Genomic DNA, 17,865 nt, shown 5'->3' on the forward strand with positions numbered 1-17,865 from the left:
TACCGGCGTAATGCACGGTGGGTTGCTGCGTGGGCCGGCCAACGGCCGGCGCTACGGGGATGATGGGCGCTGTGGGGTTGCGGTAGCGCCGACCGTTGGTCGGCCCAGGCGGTGCCGATCGGCCCTCACATCGGCGGCCGTGCGCGATTGTCCCGAAGCCGCACCTAAGTCCCTGATTCTTGCCGGTAAAAACCCCATAAACAGCGGCTAAAACTGCCTCGTTGTGGTAGACTCCATCAGTTAATCGAGATTCCGACGCCGCCGCCCCGCAAGGGCCGGCGCGGCGGACTGGACCGCTACCAGACAACGGAACCCGAATGGCAGAAAACGCCAAGGAAATCATCCAGGTCAACCTGGAAGACGAGATGCGCAAGAGCTACCTCGATTACGCCATGAGCGTGATCGTGGGGCGCGCCCTCCCGGATGCACGCGATGGCCTCAAGCCGGTGCATCGCCGCGTGCTGTACGCGATGAATGAGCTGAACGCGCACAGCAACAAGCCGTACTACAAGTCGGCGCGTATCGTCGGTGACGTCATCGGTAAGTACCACCCGCATGGCGACCAGTCGGTGTACGACACCCTGGTGCGCATGGCGCAGCCGTTCTCGCTGCGCTACATGCTTGTCGATGGCCAGGGTAACTTCGGCTCGGTCGACGGCGACTCCGCCGCGGCGATGCGTTACACCGAAGCGCGCATGTCGCGGCTCACCCATGAGCTGATGGCCGACATCGACAAGGAAACCGTCGATTTCCAACCCAACTACGACGAAAAGGAACTGGAGCCGACGGTCATGCCGACCCGGTTCCCGAACCTGCTGGTCAATGGTTCGGCCGGTATCGCGGTGGGCATGGCGACCAACATCCCGCCGCACAACCTGACCGAGTCGATCAACGCGTGCATCGCGCTGATCGAGAACCCGGACATCGACGTCGACGGCCTGATGGAGTACATCCCGGGCCCGGACTTCCCGACCTCCGGCATTATCAACGGTACCGCCGGCATCGTGGCCGGCTACCGCACCGGGCGTGGTCGGGTGCGCATTCGCGCCAGGGCCGATATCGAAGTGGCCGACAACGGCCGCGAATCGATCATCGTCACCGAGATCCCGTACCAGGTGAACAAGGCCCGGTTGATCGAGAAGATCGCCGAGCTGGTCAAGGAAAAGAAGCTCGAAGGCATCAGCGAGCTGCGCGATGAGTCCGACAAGGACGGCATGCGCATCTACATCGAGATCAAGCGCGGCGAGTCGGCGGAAGTTGTGTTGAACAACCTCTACCAGCAGACCCAGATGGAGTCGGTGTTCGGCATCAACATGGTGGCGCTGGTCGACGGCCGCCCGCAGTTGATGAACCTCAAGCAGATGCTCGAGGCCTTCGTGCGCCACCGCCGCGAAGTGGTCACCCGCCGCACCGTGTTCGAGCTGCGCAAGGCGCGCGCCCGCGCCCACGTGCTGGAAGGCCTGACCGTCGCGCTGGCCAACATCGACGAGATGATCGAACTGATCAAGACCTCGCCGAACCCCAACGAAGCCCGCGAGCGCATGCTTGCGCGCCTGTGGGAACCGGGCCTGGTCGGTTCGATGCTGGGCGCGGCCGGTGCCGAGACCTCGCGTCCGGAAGACCTGCCCAAGGGCGTGGGCCTGATCGAAGGCGGCTACCAGCTGACCGAGATCCAGGCCACCCAGATCCTGGAAATGCGCCTGCACCGCCTGACCGGGCTGGAGCAGGACCGCCTGACCGAAGAGTACAAGCAGCTGCTGGAAACCATCGCCGGGCTGATCCACATCCTGGAAGATCCGGACCGCCTGCTGCAGGTCATCCGCGAAGAGCTGATCAACGTGCGCACCGAGTTCGGCGACGAACGCCGCACCGAGATCCGCCACAGCGAAGAAGACCTGGACATCCTCGACCTGATCGCGCCGGAAGACGTGGTGGTCACCGTGTCGCACGCCGGCTACGTCAAGCGCCAGCCGGTAAGTGCGTACCGTGCCCAGCGTCGTGGCGGCCGTGGCCGCAGCGCGGCCTCGACCAAGGAAGAGGATTTCATCGAACAGCTGTGGCTGGTCAACACCCACGACACGCTGCTGACCTTCACCAGTTCCGGCAAGGTGTTCTGGCTGCCGGTTCACCAGCTGCCCGAAGCCGGGTCCAACGCGCGCGGGCGCCCGATCATCAACTGGATTCCGCTCGAATCCGGTGAACGGGTGCAGGCCGTGCTGCCGGTACGCGAGTATGCCGAAGGCCAGTTCGTGTTCTTCGCCACCCGCAACGGTACCGTCAAGAAGACCCCGCTCAGCGAGTTCGCGTTCCGCCTGGCGCGCGGCAAGATCGCCATCAACCTCGACGAGGGCGATGCGCTGGTTGGCGTCGGCCTGACCGATGGCGACCGCGACATCCTGCTGTTCGCCTCCAACGGCAAGACCGTGCGCTTCGGCGAAGACCGGGTCCGCTCGATGGGCCGTACCGCCACCGGCGTACGCGGCATCAAGATGGCCAAGGGCGAGGAAGTGGTCAGCCTGATCGTGGCCGAGCGTGCCGGCGGCAGCGATGACGAGAACGAAGACGAGGTGCAGGTCGAGGAAGCCGTGGTCGAGAACGGCGATGCCGTGATCGAGGCCGGTGACGACGACAGCATGCTGTACATCCTGACCGCGACCGAGAACGGCTACGGCAAACGCACCCCTCTGCCGGACTATCCGCGCAAGGGCCGCGGCACCCAGGGCGTGATCGGCATCCAGACCACCGAGCGCAACGGCAAGCTGGTCAGCGCGGTGCTGATGGGCTCGCGCGACGAGGTTCTGCTGATCTCCGACGGCGGCACCCTGGTCCGCACCCGTGGCTCGGAAATCTCGCGGGTTGGCCGCAACACCCAGGGCGTGACCCTGATCCGCCTGTCCAAGGACGAGAAGCTGCAGGCGGTGGAGCGGATGGATGCGTCCATCGACGATGTCGAGGATGAGGTGGAGGTCGCGGCAACGCCGGTCGACACCGCCCCGGCACCGGTCGCAGGCGACGAAAACCCGCAGGGTTGATCGACCCGCAACGCACTACGAAGAACGCCGGCCCAGTGCCGGCGTTTTTCGTTCTGGACTCTCTACCGCTGCAGTTGCCTTGGTAGCGCCGAAGAGAACGGCAGGAGCCGTGCTCAACGTCGCGAAGCGGCGGCCCGAAGGGTGCCCGCCAGGACGGCGGGCATACCGTTGGTCGGCCCAGGCGGTGCATCCACGTCCCGCAAAAAACTCCCCCAACAACCTCGAACAGGCATAAGCTTCAAAAAAAAGCCGGCCAGCAGGGGAGGCCGGCAGCATCCAGGGTTCCGCCGTACCGGGGAGAACACCGATGTCCGCTGTGCCGACCGCAGAACCGCCCGTCGGGGTGCCGCCTCGCCACCCCCTGATCACCGTGCTCGCGCTGCTCCTGCTCCTCCTCGGTCTGGTGCTGGGCGGCCTTGGCGCATGGCTCGCGCAACTGGGCGGCTCCTGGTACTACGTGCTGGCCGGCGTCGGGCTGCTCGCCGCCGGCGTGCTGCTGTGGGGCAATCGCCGCGCCGGCGCATGGGCCTACCTGCTGGTGTTCGTCGGTACGCTGCTGTGGACGGGGTGGGAATCGGGCAGCGACTACTGGCGCTGGGTACCCCGCCTGGGCCTGGTCACCGCGCTCGGCTTCCTGCTGGCGCTGCTGCTGCCGACCCTGCGCACGCCGGTGCCGCGGCGCGTGTCGCGGGCAGTGGCCGGCGTACTGGGACTGGTCTTCGTGATCGCCTTCGCGCTCGCGTTCGTACCGCATGGCGCTGTGGCCGGCACCCAGGCGTTCCCGGTCGACGCCACCGGCACCGGCCTGGCGCCGACCCGCGAAGCCAGCACGCAACCGGCCGACGACCCGGAGCCGGGCGACTGGACCGCCTGGGGCCGCAGCAGCGCGGGCACCCGCTATTCCCCGCTGCAGCAGATCACGCCGGCCAACGTGGGCGCGCTGGAGCTGGCCTGGCGGTTCCGTACCGGCGACCTGCCGAAGAAGCGCTGGGGCGCGGAAACCACCCCGCTCAAGGTCGGCGACAGCCTGTACCTGTGCACCTCGCGCAACCAGCTGATCGCGCTGGATGCGGCCACCGGCAAGGAGCGCTGGCGCTTCAACCCGAAGGTCAGGGACGCCGCCATCCCGTATACCGCCGCCTGCCGGGGCGTGGCCTATTACGAAGTGCCGGGCGTCCCGCAGGTGGACCCGGTCCTTGCCGATGTCGCCGCCGACCTGGCCTTGCCCGCCTCCTTGCCCGCCGCCGGCACGCGTTCACTGGCGCCCGGCAATCGCGCGCTGTGCGCGGCCCGCATCATCGAGGGCACGCTGGACGGGCGGCTGATCGCGGTGGATGCCGCCACCGGCCGGCCGTGCCCGGGGTTCGGCAACAACGGCCAGGTCGACATCACCCTGGGCATGGGCGAGGTGCCGCCGGGCTATGTCTCGATCACCTCACCGCCGGCGATCGTGCGCGGCGTGATCGTCACCGGGCACCAGGTACTGGACGGACAGCGCCGTGACGCGCCGTCCGGGGTCATCCAGGCGTACGACGCGCAGACCGGAAAACTGCGCTGGGCCTGGGACATGGACGTGCCCGATCGCACTGGTTTGCCGCCACAGGGCCAGACCTACACGCGTGGCACCCCGAACATGTGGACCACGGCCACCGGCGATGAACAACTGGGGCTGGTATACCTGCCGATGGGCAACGCGGCGGGCGACTACTGGAGCGGATCGCGCACCGAAAACCAGGACCGTTATGCGACCTCGCTGGTGGCGCTGGACGTGGCCACCGGAAAACCAGTCTGGAACTTCCAGGCAGTGCGCAAGGATGTATGGGATTACGACCTCGGCTCACAGGCCACGCTGGTCGACTTCCCGACCGCCGCCGGCAAGGTGCCGGCGATCCTGCTTCCGACCAAGCAGGGCGACCTGTACGTGTTGGACCGGCGCACGGGTGAACTGCTGACGCCGGCGGAAGAGCGCGCGGTGCCCGGTGGCGGAGTTGAGCCCGAACAACGCGCGCCGACCCAGCGGTTCTCGCTGTACCACACGCTGCGCAAGCCCGACCTGACCGAGCGCGACATGTGGGGCATCACCCCGATCGACCAGCTGGTGTGTCGCATCCAGTTCCGCAGGGCGAGGTACCAGGGCTTCTACACGCCACCGACGGCTGACCGTCACTCCATCGAATACCCCGGCTACAACGGCGGCTCGGACTGGGGCAGCGTTGCGGTGGACACGCGGCATGGCGTGATCGTGGCCAACTACAACGACATGCCCAACTACAACCGGCTGGTGCCGCGCGCCGAGGCGGACCGCAAGGGCTGGGTGCCGCGCGAACTGGTGCGCGCCGACCGAGGGGGTGCCGAAGGGGCGGGGGACCCGCAGACCGGCACTCCCTATGCCATCGACGTCAACGCAGGTTGGCGCCTCCCGGTGACCCGGCTGCTGTGCAAGCAGCCACCCTACGGTGGCATCCGTGCGATCGACCTGCGCAGTGGCCAGCTGCTCTGGGACCGGCCGTTCGGCAGCGCGCGCGGCAACGGCCCGTTCGGCATCCGCAGCGGATTGCCGATCGAGATCGGCACACCCAACAACGGCGGCTCCGCGGTCACCGCCAGCGGCCTGATCTTCATCGCCGCTGCCACCGACGACCTGCTGCTCGCCATTGACCTGAAAACCGGCAAGGAGCTGTGGCACGCCAGGCTGCCGGCCGGTGGCCAGGCCAACCCGATGGTCTACGAATACGACGGCCGCCAATACGTGGTCATCATGGCCGGCGGCCACCATTTCATGGAGACTCCGGCAGGGGATTACGTGATGGCGTATGCGCTGCCGAAGGGCAGCAGGAACGGGCAGAGCCCACGGTAGAGCCGACTGTTAGTCGGCTGCTCCTGAAAGGTAGGACAGAGCCGACCGTCAGTCGGCCGCTTCCACCCCAAAAGAGGAGAACTACTCCGATGCCAACGCCCAAACGCGTTCGGCATCGTAGCCCCCATGAGCAGCCCAAAACTCCAATATGGCCGGTGGTCCCACATAGGTAACGTCTACGCGCTCACCATGGTATGCCAGCATCGGCAACGCAGCTTCGACGACGAGCGATGTGTTCAGATCGTGAGCCGAACCCTTCGCGCGATGGACGAAGAAGGCTTCACCGCCTCACTGGCATGGGTCATCATGCCTGACCATATTCACTGGCTGGCGCAACTGAGGGCCCACACGCTGGGCTATTGCGTGCAGCGCTTCAAGGCCCGCAGCAGTTACCTGATGAATCGATGCGGGCAGCGTGGCGGCGCCGTCTGGCAGCCAGGCTACTACGACCATGCGATCCGAAGCGACGAATCACTGCGCGAACAGGCGATGTACATTCTTGCCAATCCAGTACGTGCAAACCTCGCGGAACGGATAGGCGACTATCCACACGCATGGTGCAGATGGGAGTTATAGAGGGAAGGAACAAGGCCGACGGTAGAGCCGACTGTTAGTCGGCTGCTCCCCGCGAAACAAAAAAGCACCCGACCAGCACATCAACCTCCAAAAGCAAAATCAGCCGACTAACAGTCGGCTCTACCGCAGGGGCAAAAGCAGCCGACTAACAGTCGGCTCTACCGCAGGGGCAAAAGCAGCCGACCAACAGTCGGCTCTACCGCAGCGCTACCGCTGCAATCTGCATGCGTAAACCCCCAACCCATGATGGACCCGGCGACGCACGCGACGATCACACCACCCGCACCATCTTCCGCATCAGGTGTTCCACCACGCCTTCCGGATCTGCGGTCCGTCCCACGTGCGTGCTCGACATCTGCACCACCGAACTGCGCTTGGCGGTGAGAAAATGAAAGCGCGCACGCGCCGGCAGCTGTGCGATCGGGCCCGCGGTGGCATCCCCACGACAGATCGCCACGATCGCATCCAACCACGGCTGCAACGCATCCACATCCAGCGAAGGCGCAAACGCCTGCATCCGAGCCGGGTCGATCTCGATCGCCGCCTGCAGGTGCTTCGCGCCCGGGCAGGACACGATCACCCCGACATTGATGAACTCTTCGCGTTCCACCCGCGGTACCACGCGGATGACCGCATAGTCATACGTATGCAGCGTGGGCACGGATGGCCTCCTGTACGAACGCCGCGCGCGCCTGCAGGCGGCACTTCAGGTAATCGACATAGGCCTTGCGGTACGCCACCGGGCTGTCGAAGGTCGGTTCGTCCACCAGCCAGCTGTCCGGAACCAGCCCGACAATGCGCTCGATTTCCGCATCCGGCAGCCGCGCGGCCAGCGCGCCGTCCACCTCCGCGATCTTCGACGCGAACGGCAACAGCACCTGGTCGCGGATCAGCACGAACGGCTTCTCGCAGACATCGCCCGCGTTGGCCCAGTCGTGGTGGAAGTACATCGCCGCGCCATGGTCGATCAGGTACAACTGGCGGTGCCACACCATCAGGTTGGGATTGCGCGCAGTGCGGTCCACGTTGCTGGTGAAGGCATCGAACCAGGCGATGCGCGAGGCAAGGTCGGCGTCGACCGGCATCGCCGCCGGGTCGTAGTTGATCGCACCCGGCAGGTAGTCGCTGCCCAGGTTGAGCCCTTCGCTGGCGCGGATCAGGTCCTGGATCTCCGGGTCCGGCTCGGTCCGGGCGAATTCGCGGTCCAGTTCGACGAACACGATCTCCGGAATCGGCAGGCCCAGCGTACGCGCCATCTCGCCGGCGATCAGCTCGGCAATCAGCGCCTTCGGGCCCTGGCCGGCGCCGCGGAATTTGAGCACCACCATGCCGTCGTCGTCGGTCTCGACCACGGCTGGCAGGGAGCCGCCCTCGCGGAGCGGTGTGATGTAACGCAGTGCGTGTACGGTACGCAAGGGGAGTCCAGTGAACGAACAAGCAGCGCCATCTTACCGTGGGCGCACCCACGCCAGCCGCCCACCCAGTGCTTTCGGCCCATTGCCGCAACGGAGCCCGGTGCTAGATTCCCAGGCATGACGGCCATTCGCGCGCCGCCGCAGCCCACACCTTGAAGGGGATCTGGATGCTCATCCGTCGTACCTGCTTGGCCACCGCCGTTTCCTTGGCCGCGCTCAGCCTTGCCGCGCCGGCCTTCGCCGATTACGCCAAACCGCCGGAGCAGCTGCTCAAGGTGCTCAAGGCGCCGCCACCGCCGCAGCCCAGCCTGGACCCGAGCGGGCAGCGGCTGCTGCTGACCACGCTACAGACCTATCCGTCGATCGAGCGCGTTGCCCAGCCGTATCTCAAGCTGGCCGGCGTGCGGCTGGAACCGAAGAACCGCAGCCGCCACGATACCCAGGGCGGCTACGGCATTCCGGCCTGTGTCGCCGATTTCTCGCTGGTGGATGTCGGCACCGCCCGCACCACCAAGGTCGCGCTGCCGAAGGGCTGTGCCGGGGTGGCGCAATGGTCGGCCGATGGCAGCCACTTCGCGTTCCAGAACGCGGTCGAGACCTCGGTGCAGCTGTGGGTCGGTGATGCACAGACCGGCCAGGTCAAGCAGATCCCCGGGGTGCAGTTGAATCCGATCTTCGGCTACACCGTGCAGTGGCTCGGCGGTGGCCGGCAACTGCTGGTCAAGACCGTGCTGGCCAACCAGGGGCCGGCCCCGAGCAGCGGCAACGGACCGGGTGGCCCGGACGTTCAGGAATCGCTGGGCAGCAGCGGCGAGAGCAGTACCTACGAAGCCCGTGACACCCTGACCAGCGCGCATGACGAAAAGCTGTTCGCGTACTACGGTGCCTCGCAGCTGGCAGTGGTGGACGCCAGCGCGGGCAGCGTGCGCGCCATCGGCGCGCCGGCGCTGTACAACGAGGTCAATGCCGCCCCCGATGGCGTGCATGTGCTCACCGAAACCCTCAAGGCGCCGTTCTCGCACGCGGTGACCTACCAGCGTTTCGCCAATGACGTTGCGGTGCTCGACCTGGGCTCGGGCCGCAGCACGCCCATCGCCAGCCTGCCGCTGGCCGACCGCGTGCCGGTGCACGGCGTGCCCGAAGGCCCGCGCGACTTCGACTGGCGCTCCACCGATCCGGCCACGCTGGTCTATGCCGAAGCGCTGGACAAGGGCGACTGGAAAGTCACCGTGCCGCACCGCGACCGCGTGCTGGCGCTGAAGGCACCGTTCTCCGCCAAACCGCAGGAAATCGCGCGGACCGCGCAGCGCTTCGAAGGCATTGCCTGGAGCGCGGACCCGGCCGTGTCATTCCTGTTCGAGAACGATGAGAACCGCCATTGGCGCCAGACCCGCATCGTCGATGTCGACCAGCCGAAACAGGAAGGCCGCCTGCTCTGGGACCTGTCCAGCGATGAGCTGTATGCCGACCCGGGCAACCTGGTGTTCAAGCGCCTGCCCAACGGCGCGCCGGTGGTGCGCCAGGACGGCAGCTTCGTGTTCCTGCGCGGGCAGGGCAGTTCGCCGCAGGGCGACCGTCCGTTCCTGGACCGGTTGGACCTGGGCACGCTCAAGACCGAGCGCCTGTTCCGCAGTGACGCCGACGCCTATGAACAGGTGTTGGGCCTGACCGCCACCCCTGGCCGCTACCTGACCTGGCACCAGTCGGCGATGGACCCGCCGAATGCGTTCCTGCGCCAGCAGGGCGAACGCGCGGCCAGCGCGAAGGAAGGCGAGGCGCAGTACACCTCCACCGCCAGCGCGCTGACCCGCCTCACCGACCCGACCCCGGAAGTGCGCCAGATCAAAAAGCGTCTGGTGACGTACAAACGCGCCGATGGCGTGGATCTGTCGTTCACCCTGTACACGCCGCCGGGTTACCGGGATGGCCAGCGCGTGCCGGCCATCCTGTATGCCTATCCGGCCGACTTCGCCAATGCCGCGCAGGCCGGGCAGGTATCGGGTTCGCAGCAGACCTTCACCCGCCTGGCACCGTACCGGCTGATGCTGTTGGCGGGCTACGCGATCATCGACAACGCCTCGTTCCCCATCGTCGGCGACCCCAAGACCGCCTACGACACCTACCTGGAGCAGCTCGAAGCCGATGCCAGGGCTGCGGTCGACAAGGCGGTGGACCTGGGCGTGGTCGACCGCAAGCGGATCGGCGTCACCGGGCACAGCCATGGTGGGCTGATGACCGCCAACCTGATCGCGCACACGGATCTGTTCAAGGCCGGCGTGGCCACCAGCGGCTCGTACAACAAGACCTTCACCCCGTTCGGCTTCCAGAACGAGCGGCGTTCGGTGTGGCAGGCGCAGGACGTGTACCTGAAGGCCTCGCCGTTCTTCTATGCGGACAAGATCAAGCTGCCGCTGCTGCTGGTCCACGGCGAGGACGACGCTAACCCGGGTACCGAACCGTTCCAGTCGCGCAAGCTCTACCAGGCGATCCGCGGCAACGGCGGCATCACCCGGCTGGTGATGCTGCCCAACGAACCGCACTGGTACACCGCACTGGAGTCGAACGAACAGCTGGTTTCGGAAATGCTCAACTGGTTCGACACCTACGTGAAGAACGCGAAGTAACCCGAACATCGTAGAGCCACGCCCTGCGTGGCTGCAGGTCGCGGAGATGTCCCGCAGCCACGCAGGGCGTGGCTCTACGGAGCGGGGCGGCGGTGGCGGGGGATGTACCGCAGCCGCGGGGGTGCCATCAGTTGCATTGCAGAGCGGGTTTAGATCGATACAATCGATCTGGCCACGCGGGGCGTGGCGCTACGTTGATGGTCCGTCCTTTCCGCTCTGGGAGTTCGTCGTGCACCGTTCGATGCTGGTTGCTGCTTCGCTTGTCCTGACAACTGCCCCCTGCGCCCTGCAGGCGGCCGACCTCGCCGCCGAGGTCAATCCCTTCATCGGTACCACCAACGCGGGCAACGTGTATCCCGGTCCGTCGGTGCCGTTCGGCATGGTGGCTTTCAGTCCCGAAATGACCCCGCTGCCCGGAAAGCGCTTCGCCATTGCGGCGCCCGGTGGCTATGAGTGGCGCGGCAACGGCGTGCGCGGCTTCAGCCTGACCCATGTGTCCGGCACCGGCTGTACCGGCGCCAGCGGTGATATTCCGATCATGCCGGTCACCAGCAAGGTGGAACTGTCGCCGTCTTCGGCTGACGCCGCCCTGCGCTACGCGAGCGTGCTCGACCACAAACGCGAAAGCGCCAGCCCCGGCGCTTACCAGCTCACCCTCGACAACGGCGTGGTGGTGAACCTGGGCGCCACCGCGCGTACCGCCGTGGGCCAGTTCGAATTCCCGGCCGACAAGCCGGCCAACCTGCTGTTCCGGACCTCCGACAGCGAAGTGGGCAGCACCGATTCGAGCATCGTCATCGACCCGGCCACGCGCACCGTGCGCGGTTCGGTCACGGCCGGCAACTTCTGCGGTTACCTCGCTGAAGATCGCCGCGAAAGTTACTACACCCTGCATTTCGTGGCCGAGTTCGACCAGCCGTTCGAGGTCGGGGGCACCTGGCGCGACGAAACCGTGCAGCCCGGCGCACGCGAGGGGGGCGGTGGCACGACCTACGGCACGCAGGGCCATCCACCCGTAGGAAAGGGCGCCGGCGGCTGGATCACCTTCGATCCCAAGCGCAGCCCGAAGGTGACTGCACGCATCGGCATTTCCTACGTCGACGAGGCCGGCGCGCGCGCCAACCTGCGCCGCGAAAGCCCGGCCGGCACCACTGTGGAAGCCACCCAGGCCGCGACCCGCGCCGAGTGGAACAAGACACTGGGCCAGGTGCGCGTGGCCGGCGGAACCCCCGACGAACGCACCGTGTTCTACACCGCGCTGTACCACACGCTGCTGGCGCCCAACCTGTTCAGTGACGGCGATGGCCGCTACCGGGGCATGGACGGCAAGGTGCACACGTTGGCGAAGGGCCAGCGTGCGCAGTACGCCAACTACTCGGGCTGGGACGTGTACCGCTCGCAGCTGCAGCTGGTCACGCTGCTGCAGCCGCAGGTCGGTTCGGACATCGCGCAGTCGCTGCTCAGCCAGGCCGACCAGAACGGCGGCGTGTGGGACCGCTGGACGCACCTGACCGGTGCCACCGGTGTGATGAACGGCGATCCGTCGCCGCCGTCGGTGGCTGCGATCCACGCGTTCGGCGGTCGCAACTTCGACCTCAAACGCGCCTACGCTTCGCTCAAGCAGGCGGCCACGGTGCCGACCGAACGCGACCTCAGCCGGCGCGGCTGCCCGGTACTGTGCGTCGGCCAGCGGCCGGGCCTGGACCAGTGGATGGCACTGAAGTACATGCCGGTGGGTGCGCCGGGTTGGGGCACCGCGTCGGATACGCTGGAGATGGCGGCCGCCGATTTCGGCCTTGCCGAACTGGCCAACGCCGCAGGCGACAAACAGGGCGCGGCGCTGTTCCGCGAACGCTCCGGCTGGTGGCGCAACCTGTACAACCCCAAGGCCACGGCGCAGGCCGGCTACATCCAGCCGCGCAATGCCGATGGCAGCTGGCCGGTGTTCGACCCGGCCTCGGATGAGGAATTCGTCGAAGGCAGCGGTGCGCAATACCTGTGGATGGTGCCATTCGACCCGGCCGGGCTGATCGCCACGCTCGGCGGCCGTGACGCGGCCATCCAGCGCCTGGATGCGTTCTTCCGCAAGGAAGATGGCGCGTGGGCGGTGACCAAGTCCGGCCCGTTGCATGCTGAGCTGGACAACGAACCCTCGGTGGCGGCGCCGTGGCTGTACAACTTCGTCGGCCAGCCCTGGAAAACACAGGAAACCGTGCGCCAAGCCATGCGCCAGATCTGGACCAATGCGCCCGAAGGCATGCCCGGCAACGATGACCTGGGCCAGATGTCGTCGTGGTACGTGTGGTCGGCGCTGGGCCTGTACCCGCTGTACCCGGGCCGTGCCGACCTGGTGATCGGCAGCCCGCTGTTCCGCGAAGCAGTCATCCAGCGCCCCGGCGCCACCCTCACCATCACGGCCAACGGCGCGGCGATGGACGCACCCTACGTGCAGTCGCTGCGCGTGGACGGCAAGCCCAGCGAAGCCAGCTGGCTGCCGACCAGCGTGGTGGAGAAGGGCGGCACGCTGGAGTTTGAACTGGGCAAGGCGAAGAACACGCAGTGGGGCACCGCCACGCTGCCACCGTCGTACGGGCCGAACTGACATGCGCGCACGGACATTCACGGCAGCGCTTTTGGCTGCCATTACCTTGGCCCCTCTCATGGTCGCTGCTGCTGAAACCCCGGCCACCAACCCGCTGTTGCTCAAACCGGTGGCGCAGGTGACGCCGGATGAGGTCCGCTTCATGCAGCAGCGCCTTGCCGACTGGCCGCAACTGCAGCGCTATCGTGCGGAAAACGCCACGCTGCCGGCGCCGGTCGGCGGTTCACCGCGCGTGGTGTTCTATGGCGATTCGATCACTGAAGGGTGGGGCGCCACCGGCAGCCCGGGTTTCTTCCCGGGCAAGGACTACCTCAACCGTGGCATTTCCGGGCAGACCACCGCGCAGATGCTGCTGCGCTTCCAGCAGGATGTGATCGCGCTTCATCCGGCGGTGGTGGTGATCCTGGCAGGAACCAATGACATCGCCGGCAACACCGGCCCGAGCACGCAGGGAATGATCGAGGACAACCTGCACGCGATGGTCGACCTGGCCCGCGCGCACGGCATCGCCGTTGTGTTGTCCTCGGTGCTGCCGGTCAGCGAATACCCGTGGTAGCCAGCCGTGCAGCCTGCGGGCAAGGTCAGGGCGTTGAACGCGGCGCTGCACGCCTACGCACGTGAGCGGGAGCTGGTCTGGCTCGACTACTACGCGGCGCTTGCCAACGCGAAGGGCGGCCTGGATCCGGCCCTCGCGGCCGATGGCGTGCATCCCACTGCGGCAGGATATGCGCGGATGGCGCCGTTGGCGCAGGCGGCGGTCGAACGCGCGCTCGAGCCGCGCAGGTGAACCTCGCCCATCCGCTCCTGCAGCGCAGTGCCGGCATCCTGCCCTGGGTGGGGTTGGCCGCCAGTGTGGCCATGGCGTTCGTGGTGACCCTGTTCGGGGCACTGCTGCTGCCGCAGTTCGTGGAGATGTTTGGCAGCGCCGGCCAGGCACTGCCGTGGATCAGCCGCGTCTACAGCCAGGGTTATCTGCTGGCCTGGCTGGCGCCGGTGCTGGTGGGGGCGTGCTGGTATCTCGGCCCGCCTATCGCCGGCCGTATTCTGGCCGGGCTGCTGGGCCTTGGCGCAGGCCTGCTGGGCTCGGTGGGCCTGCTGTTTGCGATGTACCTGCCTTACTTCATGCTGGGTTCGCTGGTCTGAGCTCAACGGCGGCATCGAGGCTGGGCCTGCACCAGGCGACGCAGCCGCTCCTTCACCGCGGGGCGCCCTGACCTGGGTCAAGCCCGGCCGATCAATGCGCCACTGGCAGTCCCAGCAGCTCGGACAGCCCCATCCAGCCGATCTCGACACCGATGCACAGGATCACGAAGGCCAGCAGGCGCAGCATGACCTGCATGCCGGTGGGGCCCAACAGGTCCTGCAGCCGTCCGGCGTAGCGCATGCACAGGTAGATCAGCACGCTCAATGCCAGCAGCGCGCAGCCTGCCGCGACGACATGCACCGACTCCGGCCCGTCCTTGGGCAAGGTGGTGCCGACGGCGGTCGCCACCGCGATCGCACCGGGGCCCACGGTCAGCGGCAGGGTGAACGGGTAGAACGTCTGCGACTCCACCGTGGCATCCAGGTCGTGGCGCGCTTCCGCTTCGGCGGCGCCGGCCACCGAGCTGCGTTCGGCCTGCGCCGGTGCCTGCAGCAGGCGCCAGCCGGTGGCGGCAATCACCAGCCCGCCGGCCAGGCGCAATACCGGGATGGAGATGCCGAAAAAGGACAGCACCCACGCCCCGACGCTGACCGACACTGCAAGCATCACCAGGCTGTTGAACGCCACCGCGCGTGCGACCCGGCCGCGCTGGGCGGCCGTGGCATCGGGCAGCAGCCCGAGCACCATCAGCGCCGCTCCCGGCGGATTGATCACCGGCAGCAGGCTGGTGAAGATGACCAGGAAGGTGTGGCTGAATTCATTCCACATGGGGAAGGGCGCGCAGGAGCCCGGCTACTCAGGGTCGCCAGAACCCAGCCCGCAGTTCGGTCAGGGTCAGGTTGTTGTCGTGGTTGGCGTCCAGCGACTGGAAGCGCATGTCGGTCACGCGGCTGACTTCTTCTTCGGTCAGCTCGCCGTCGCCGTTGAGGTCGGCCACGCGGATGCGGTCGGCCGCGCTGAGCTGGCCGTCGCGGTCCGGACCGAGCACCGACTGGATGTCCTCGACCCCCACCCGGTAGTTGTGGTCGACATCGAGCAGGCGGAACAGGGCCGCGCCATCGTATTCGTCCTCGCTGACCTGGCCGTCGCCGTTCTTGTCCAAGGCGGTGAAACGCTGTTCGGCGGTGTCACCGGGCGTCTGCGCATGGCAGGTGGCGGCTGCGCCCAAGCCGAGCAGCAGGGCACAGGCAAGCACGGGAATGGACTGGTTCACGGGAACTCCGCAGGGCGGCCAGGGAGGTTCCAGTGTCCGCCGCACCGACGCGCGCCGCTACGGCAATAGATGCGCCGGGCGCCAGTATTTCTACTGGCGGCCGGGCACCCTCATTCGAATCGCCAACGCACGCCCGCGTAAACACCGCGACCATCGCCGGGGGTCGAGCGCGCCACGTCGCGGCCGGCGTCGCCATAGCCGGGCGTCACCGTCGCGGCGTAGTGGCGGTCGCCGACGTTGCGCAGCTCCGCCCAGGCCTGCCAGCGACCGTTCGGGGCATCGAAGCCCACGCGCGTGCCGAAGATCAGGTGGCTGTCGGCGCGGAAACTGTTGGCATAGTCGACGAACATCGACGACGCGTACTCGGTGTTGAGTGCCGCGTAGAAGCCATTGGGGTGGTCGAAACGCAGTTCGCCCTGGTAATAATGGCGCGGCAACCCCGGCAGGCGATTGCGGCCGAAGCGGTCGTCATGGCGGTAGCGGAAGTCGCTGAAGGTATACGCCTGGCGCAGCGAGAGCCGACCTTCGCTGCCCCGCCAGAGGGTGCTGTCCAGTCCTGCCTCGATGCCACGGTGCACGGTGGGGCTGGCGTTGTTCTCGGCCACGAACAGGTTCGGCACCGGCACCACTTCCACGCTGAGCAGTTCATGCCGCACCTGCGCGTAGTAGCCGGTCAGTTCCCAGGTGCCCAGCGCACTGTCGCCGCGCGCGCCGAGCTCCAGCGTGGTGGCGGTCTGGTTCCGCAGGTCCACCGGCGCGCGCTGGCGGCCGCTGCTGGCGCCGTTGCCGGGGGCGAAGTAGCGGTTCGAGCCCCAGATCATCGACCACGGATGCGCCGGTTCCACCGAGCGGCTCAGGTTGCCGAACCACTGCGTGGCTGCCGTCTGCTGCCAGGTGAACCCCAGCCGCGGCGCGTAATCCCACTCGCTGCCCGACAGCCGCTCCGGCGTCGACGGCCAGGTCACCTGCACGTCCTTGCGGGTGTTGATCAGCGCCAGCCCGGTCTGCAGGCGCAGGGTATCGCTGAGTGCCAGGTCGTTGCCGAGGTGCAGTGAGGCGTTGGTGCCGTGGTGGGAGAAATCGCGGGTATGCGTGCCGGCCGGGAAGCCGTTGCTGGGGTAGCGCAGGGTTTCGCGTACGTCCGCATCCAGGTCATGGGTGACCCGCAGCCCGAGCGTGGTCGCGCTCTCGCGGCCGAACAGGGTGTGCTGGCGGCGGTAATCGAGCGTCGCGTTGAGGTTGGTGTAGTCGAGCTGCTGGCGGTACAGGCTCTCGTTCAAGTCCATCGGGTAGTGGTGGTACACCAGTCCGGCCTGCAGCGACGACGCATCGTCGATCTGCAGCGTGGTCATGTTGCCCAGCCAGGTGCTGCCCGGCTGCGGCCGGCGCGCGTCGATGGCCAGGTTGGCCGGATTGGCCGCGCGCGGATCATTGCGGATCTGCGCGGGGGTCAGACGCCCGGGAGTTTCATGGTTGGTTTCGCGATAGCGCAGGAAGAAGCGGGTTTCCAACTGGGGGCTGATCTGCCAGCCGACGTTGGCCATCGCGCCCTTGCCGTCGCCGGCGGCATGCTGCTGGTAGCCGCCGTACTCGGTGTCGGTGTAGTTGAGGTAATAGTCGACCGCGCCGGACACGCCGCCATAGCCCACGCTGCGCTTCTGGTAGCCACGGCTGCCGGCTTCGTACTGCAGTTCCAGCCCGGCGGCATCGCGCCCGCTGCGACTGACGTAGTTGATCGCACCGCCCAGCGCGAGCGCACCGCGTTCGAAGCCATTGGCACCGCGCAGGACTTCGGCCCGGCCCAGCCACAGCGGCTCCAGCAGTTCATAGGGCGTACCGCCCGGGCCGGTGAGCGGCAGGCCGTCGAGCGAAACCGATATGCCCGACGCATGCGCGCCCGGGCCGCGATTGATGCCCGAACCGCGGATGGACACCTTGGCACCTTCGTTGCCGGGCGACTGCGCGCTGACGCCCGGCTGGTAGGCGAGTACATCGGCGGTGCCGGCCAGGCGGCCATCGGCACGGGTCAGGTCGACCACATTACCGGCGCCGGGAACGCGCTTGAGTGCGGCGCGGGCCTCCTCGGTGGCGGTGGCGGCGGTGACATTGACCGCGTCGAGGGTGGTGGGTCTGTCGGCCGGGGCGGCGTGGGCGTGGGTGGCGAGGACGGCAGAAAGCGCCAGGGTCAACGCGGACAGGGCAGGGCGGTGCAGCGACAGGAGAAGGGGCATGCGTCTGGGATCAATGCGGGATAGGGCAGACGGTAGCGAGGCGGATGCCTGTAAACCGAGCAGTGGCCGCGAAAGTTAACAGGTTGCCCGCATTCCGTCACCCGCCGGCCGCGTATGGCGGCGCGATGACCGGTAGCGCCGGCCGTTGGCCGGCCCAGACAGTGCGTGGTC

The 17,865-nt window shown here is 67.3% G+C and carries 11 protein-coding genes and 1 pseudogene; 7 read left to right on the forward strand and 5 right to left on the reverse strand.

Annotation, left to right across the window (positions count from 1 at the left end):
• Positions 1-317: 317 nt before the first annotated feature.
• The 3 genes from gyrA (at position 318) to RWO33_RS12650 (ending at position 6,465) form a co-directional block, all read left to right on the forward strand.
• Positions 318-3,032, forward strand: a complete 2,715-nt coding sequence (gyrA, locus tag RWO33_RS12640) for a DNA gyrase subunit A (RefSeq protein ID WP_314105192.1) — start codon at positions 318-320, stop codon at positions 3,030-3,032.
• Positions 3,033-3,339: 307 nt separating this feature from the next.
• Positions 3,340-5,889, forward strand: coding sequence for a membrane-bound PQQ-dependent dehydrogenase, glucose/quinate/shikimate family (locus RWO33_RS12645; protein ID WP_314105194.1), 2,550 nt, complete (start codon positions 3,340-3,342; stop codon positions 5,887-5,889).
• A 126-nt stretch (positions 5,890-6,015) separates the two neighbouring features.
• Positions 6,016-6,465, forward strand: coding sequence for a transposase (locus RWO33_RS12650; protein WP_314105197.1), 450 nt, complete (start codon positions 6,016-6,018; stop codon positions 6,463-6,465).
• Positions 6,466-6,736: 271 nt separating this feature from the next.
• On the opposite strand, the gene RWO33_RS12655 is transcribed toward RWO33_RS12650, so the two are convergent.
• Together RWO33_RS12655 and RWO33_RS12660 are read right to left on the reverse strand one after the other, a co-directional pair.
• Complete coding sequence (locus tag RWO33_RS12655) at positions 6,737-7,126, reverse strand: DUF3037 domain-containing protein (RefSeq protein WP_314105198.1); 390 nt, start codon at positions 7,124-7,126, stop codon at positions 6,737-6,739.
• Positions 7,104-7,880, reverse strand: coding sequence for a HipA family kinase (locus RWO33_RS12660; protein ID WP_314105200.1), 777 nt, complete (start codon positions 7,878-7,880; stop codon positions 7,104-7,106). Before RWO33_RS12660 ends, RWO33_RS12655 begins: the two co-directional genes overlap by 23 nt.
• 167 nt (positions 7,881-8,047) lie before the next feature.
• On the opposite strand from RWO33_RS12660, the gene RWO33_RS12665 reads away from it, so the two are divergent.
• From RWO33_RS12665 to RWO33_RS12680, 4 genes and pseudogenes are all read left to right on the forward strand, one after another.
• A complete protein-coding gene (locus tag RWO33_RS12665) occupies positions 8,048-10,504 on the forward strand; it encodes a prolyl oligopeptidase family serine peptidase (RefSeq protein WP_314105202.1) in 2,457 nt (818 codons plus the stop codon).
• A gap of 229 nt (positions 10,505-10,733) precedes the next feature.
• Positions 10,734-13,106 (forward strand): GH92 family glycosyl hydrolase, encoded by a 2,373-nt coding sequence (locus tag RWO33_RS12670; protein WP_314105204.1) that lies wholly within the window; start codon positions 10,734-10,736, stop codon positions 13,104-13,106.
• 1 nt (position 13,107) lies between these two features.
• A pseudogene (locus tag RWO33_RS12675) lies at positions 13,108-13,893 on the forward strand (SGNH/GDSL hydrolase family protein).
• Positions 13,890-14,249: a hypothetical protein gene (locus RWO33_RS12680; protein ID WP_314105205.1), complete on the forward strand. Its 360-nt coding sequence runs from the start codon at positions 13,890-13,892 to the stop codon at positions 14,247-14,249. The pseudogene RWO33_RS12675 and the gene RWO33_RS12680 overlap by 4 nt, the downstream one beginning before the upstream one ends.
• Before the next feature lie 91 nt (positions 14,250-14,340).
• Here the strand turns inward: RWO33_RS12680 and RWO33_RS12685 are convergent, their stop codons facing one another.
• The 3 genes from RWO33_RS12685 to RWO33_RS12695 form a co-directional block, all read right to left on the reverse strand.
• Positions 14,341-15,018: a MarC family protein gene (locus RWO33_RS12685; protein ID WP_314105207.1), complete on the reverse strand. Its 678-nt coding sequence runs from the start codon at positions 15,016-15,018 to the stop codon at positions 14,341-14,343.
• Between the two features lie 28 nt (positions 15,019-15,046).
• Complete coding sequence (locus RWO33_RS12690) at positions 15,047-15,463, reverse strand: hypothetical protein (RefSeq protein WP_314105209.1); 417 nt, start codon at positions 15,461-15,463, stop codon at positions 15,047-15,049.
• A 110-nt stretch (positions 15,464-15,573) separates the two neighbouring features.
• On the reverse strand, positions 15,574-17,694 hold the full coding sequence (locus RWO33_RS12695; RefSeq protein WP_314105211.1) for a TonB-dependent receptor: 2,121 nt from the start codon (positions 17,692-17,694) through the stop codon (positions 15,574-15,576).
• Positions 17,695-17,865: the final 171 nt, after the last annotated feature.

Origin of the sequence: uncultured Stenotrophomonas sp. (genome assembly GCF_963519925.1) — a bacterium.
Taxonomy (GTDB): domain Bacteria; phylum Pseudomonadota; class Gammaproteobacteria; order Xanthomonadales; family Xanthomonadaceae; genus Stenotrophomonas; species Stenotrophomonas maltophilia_AE.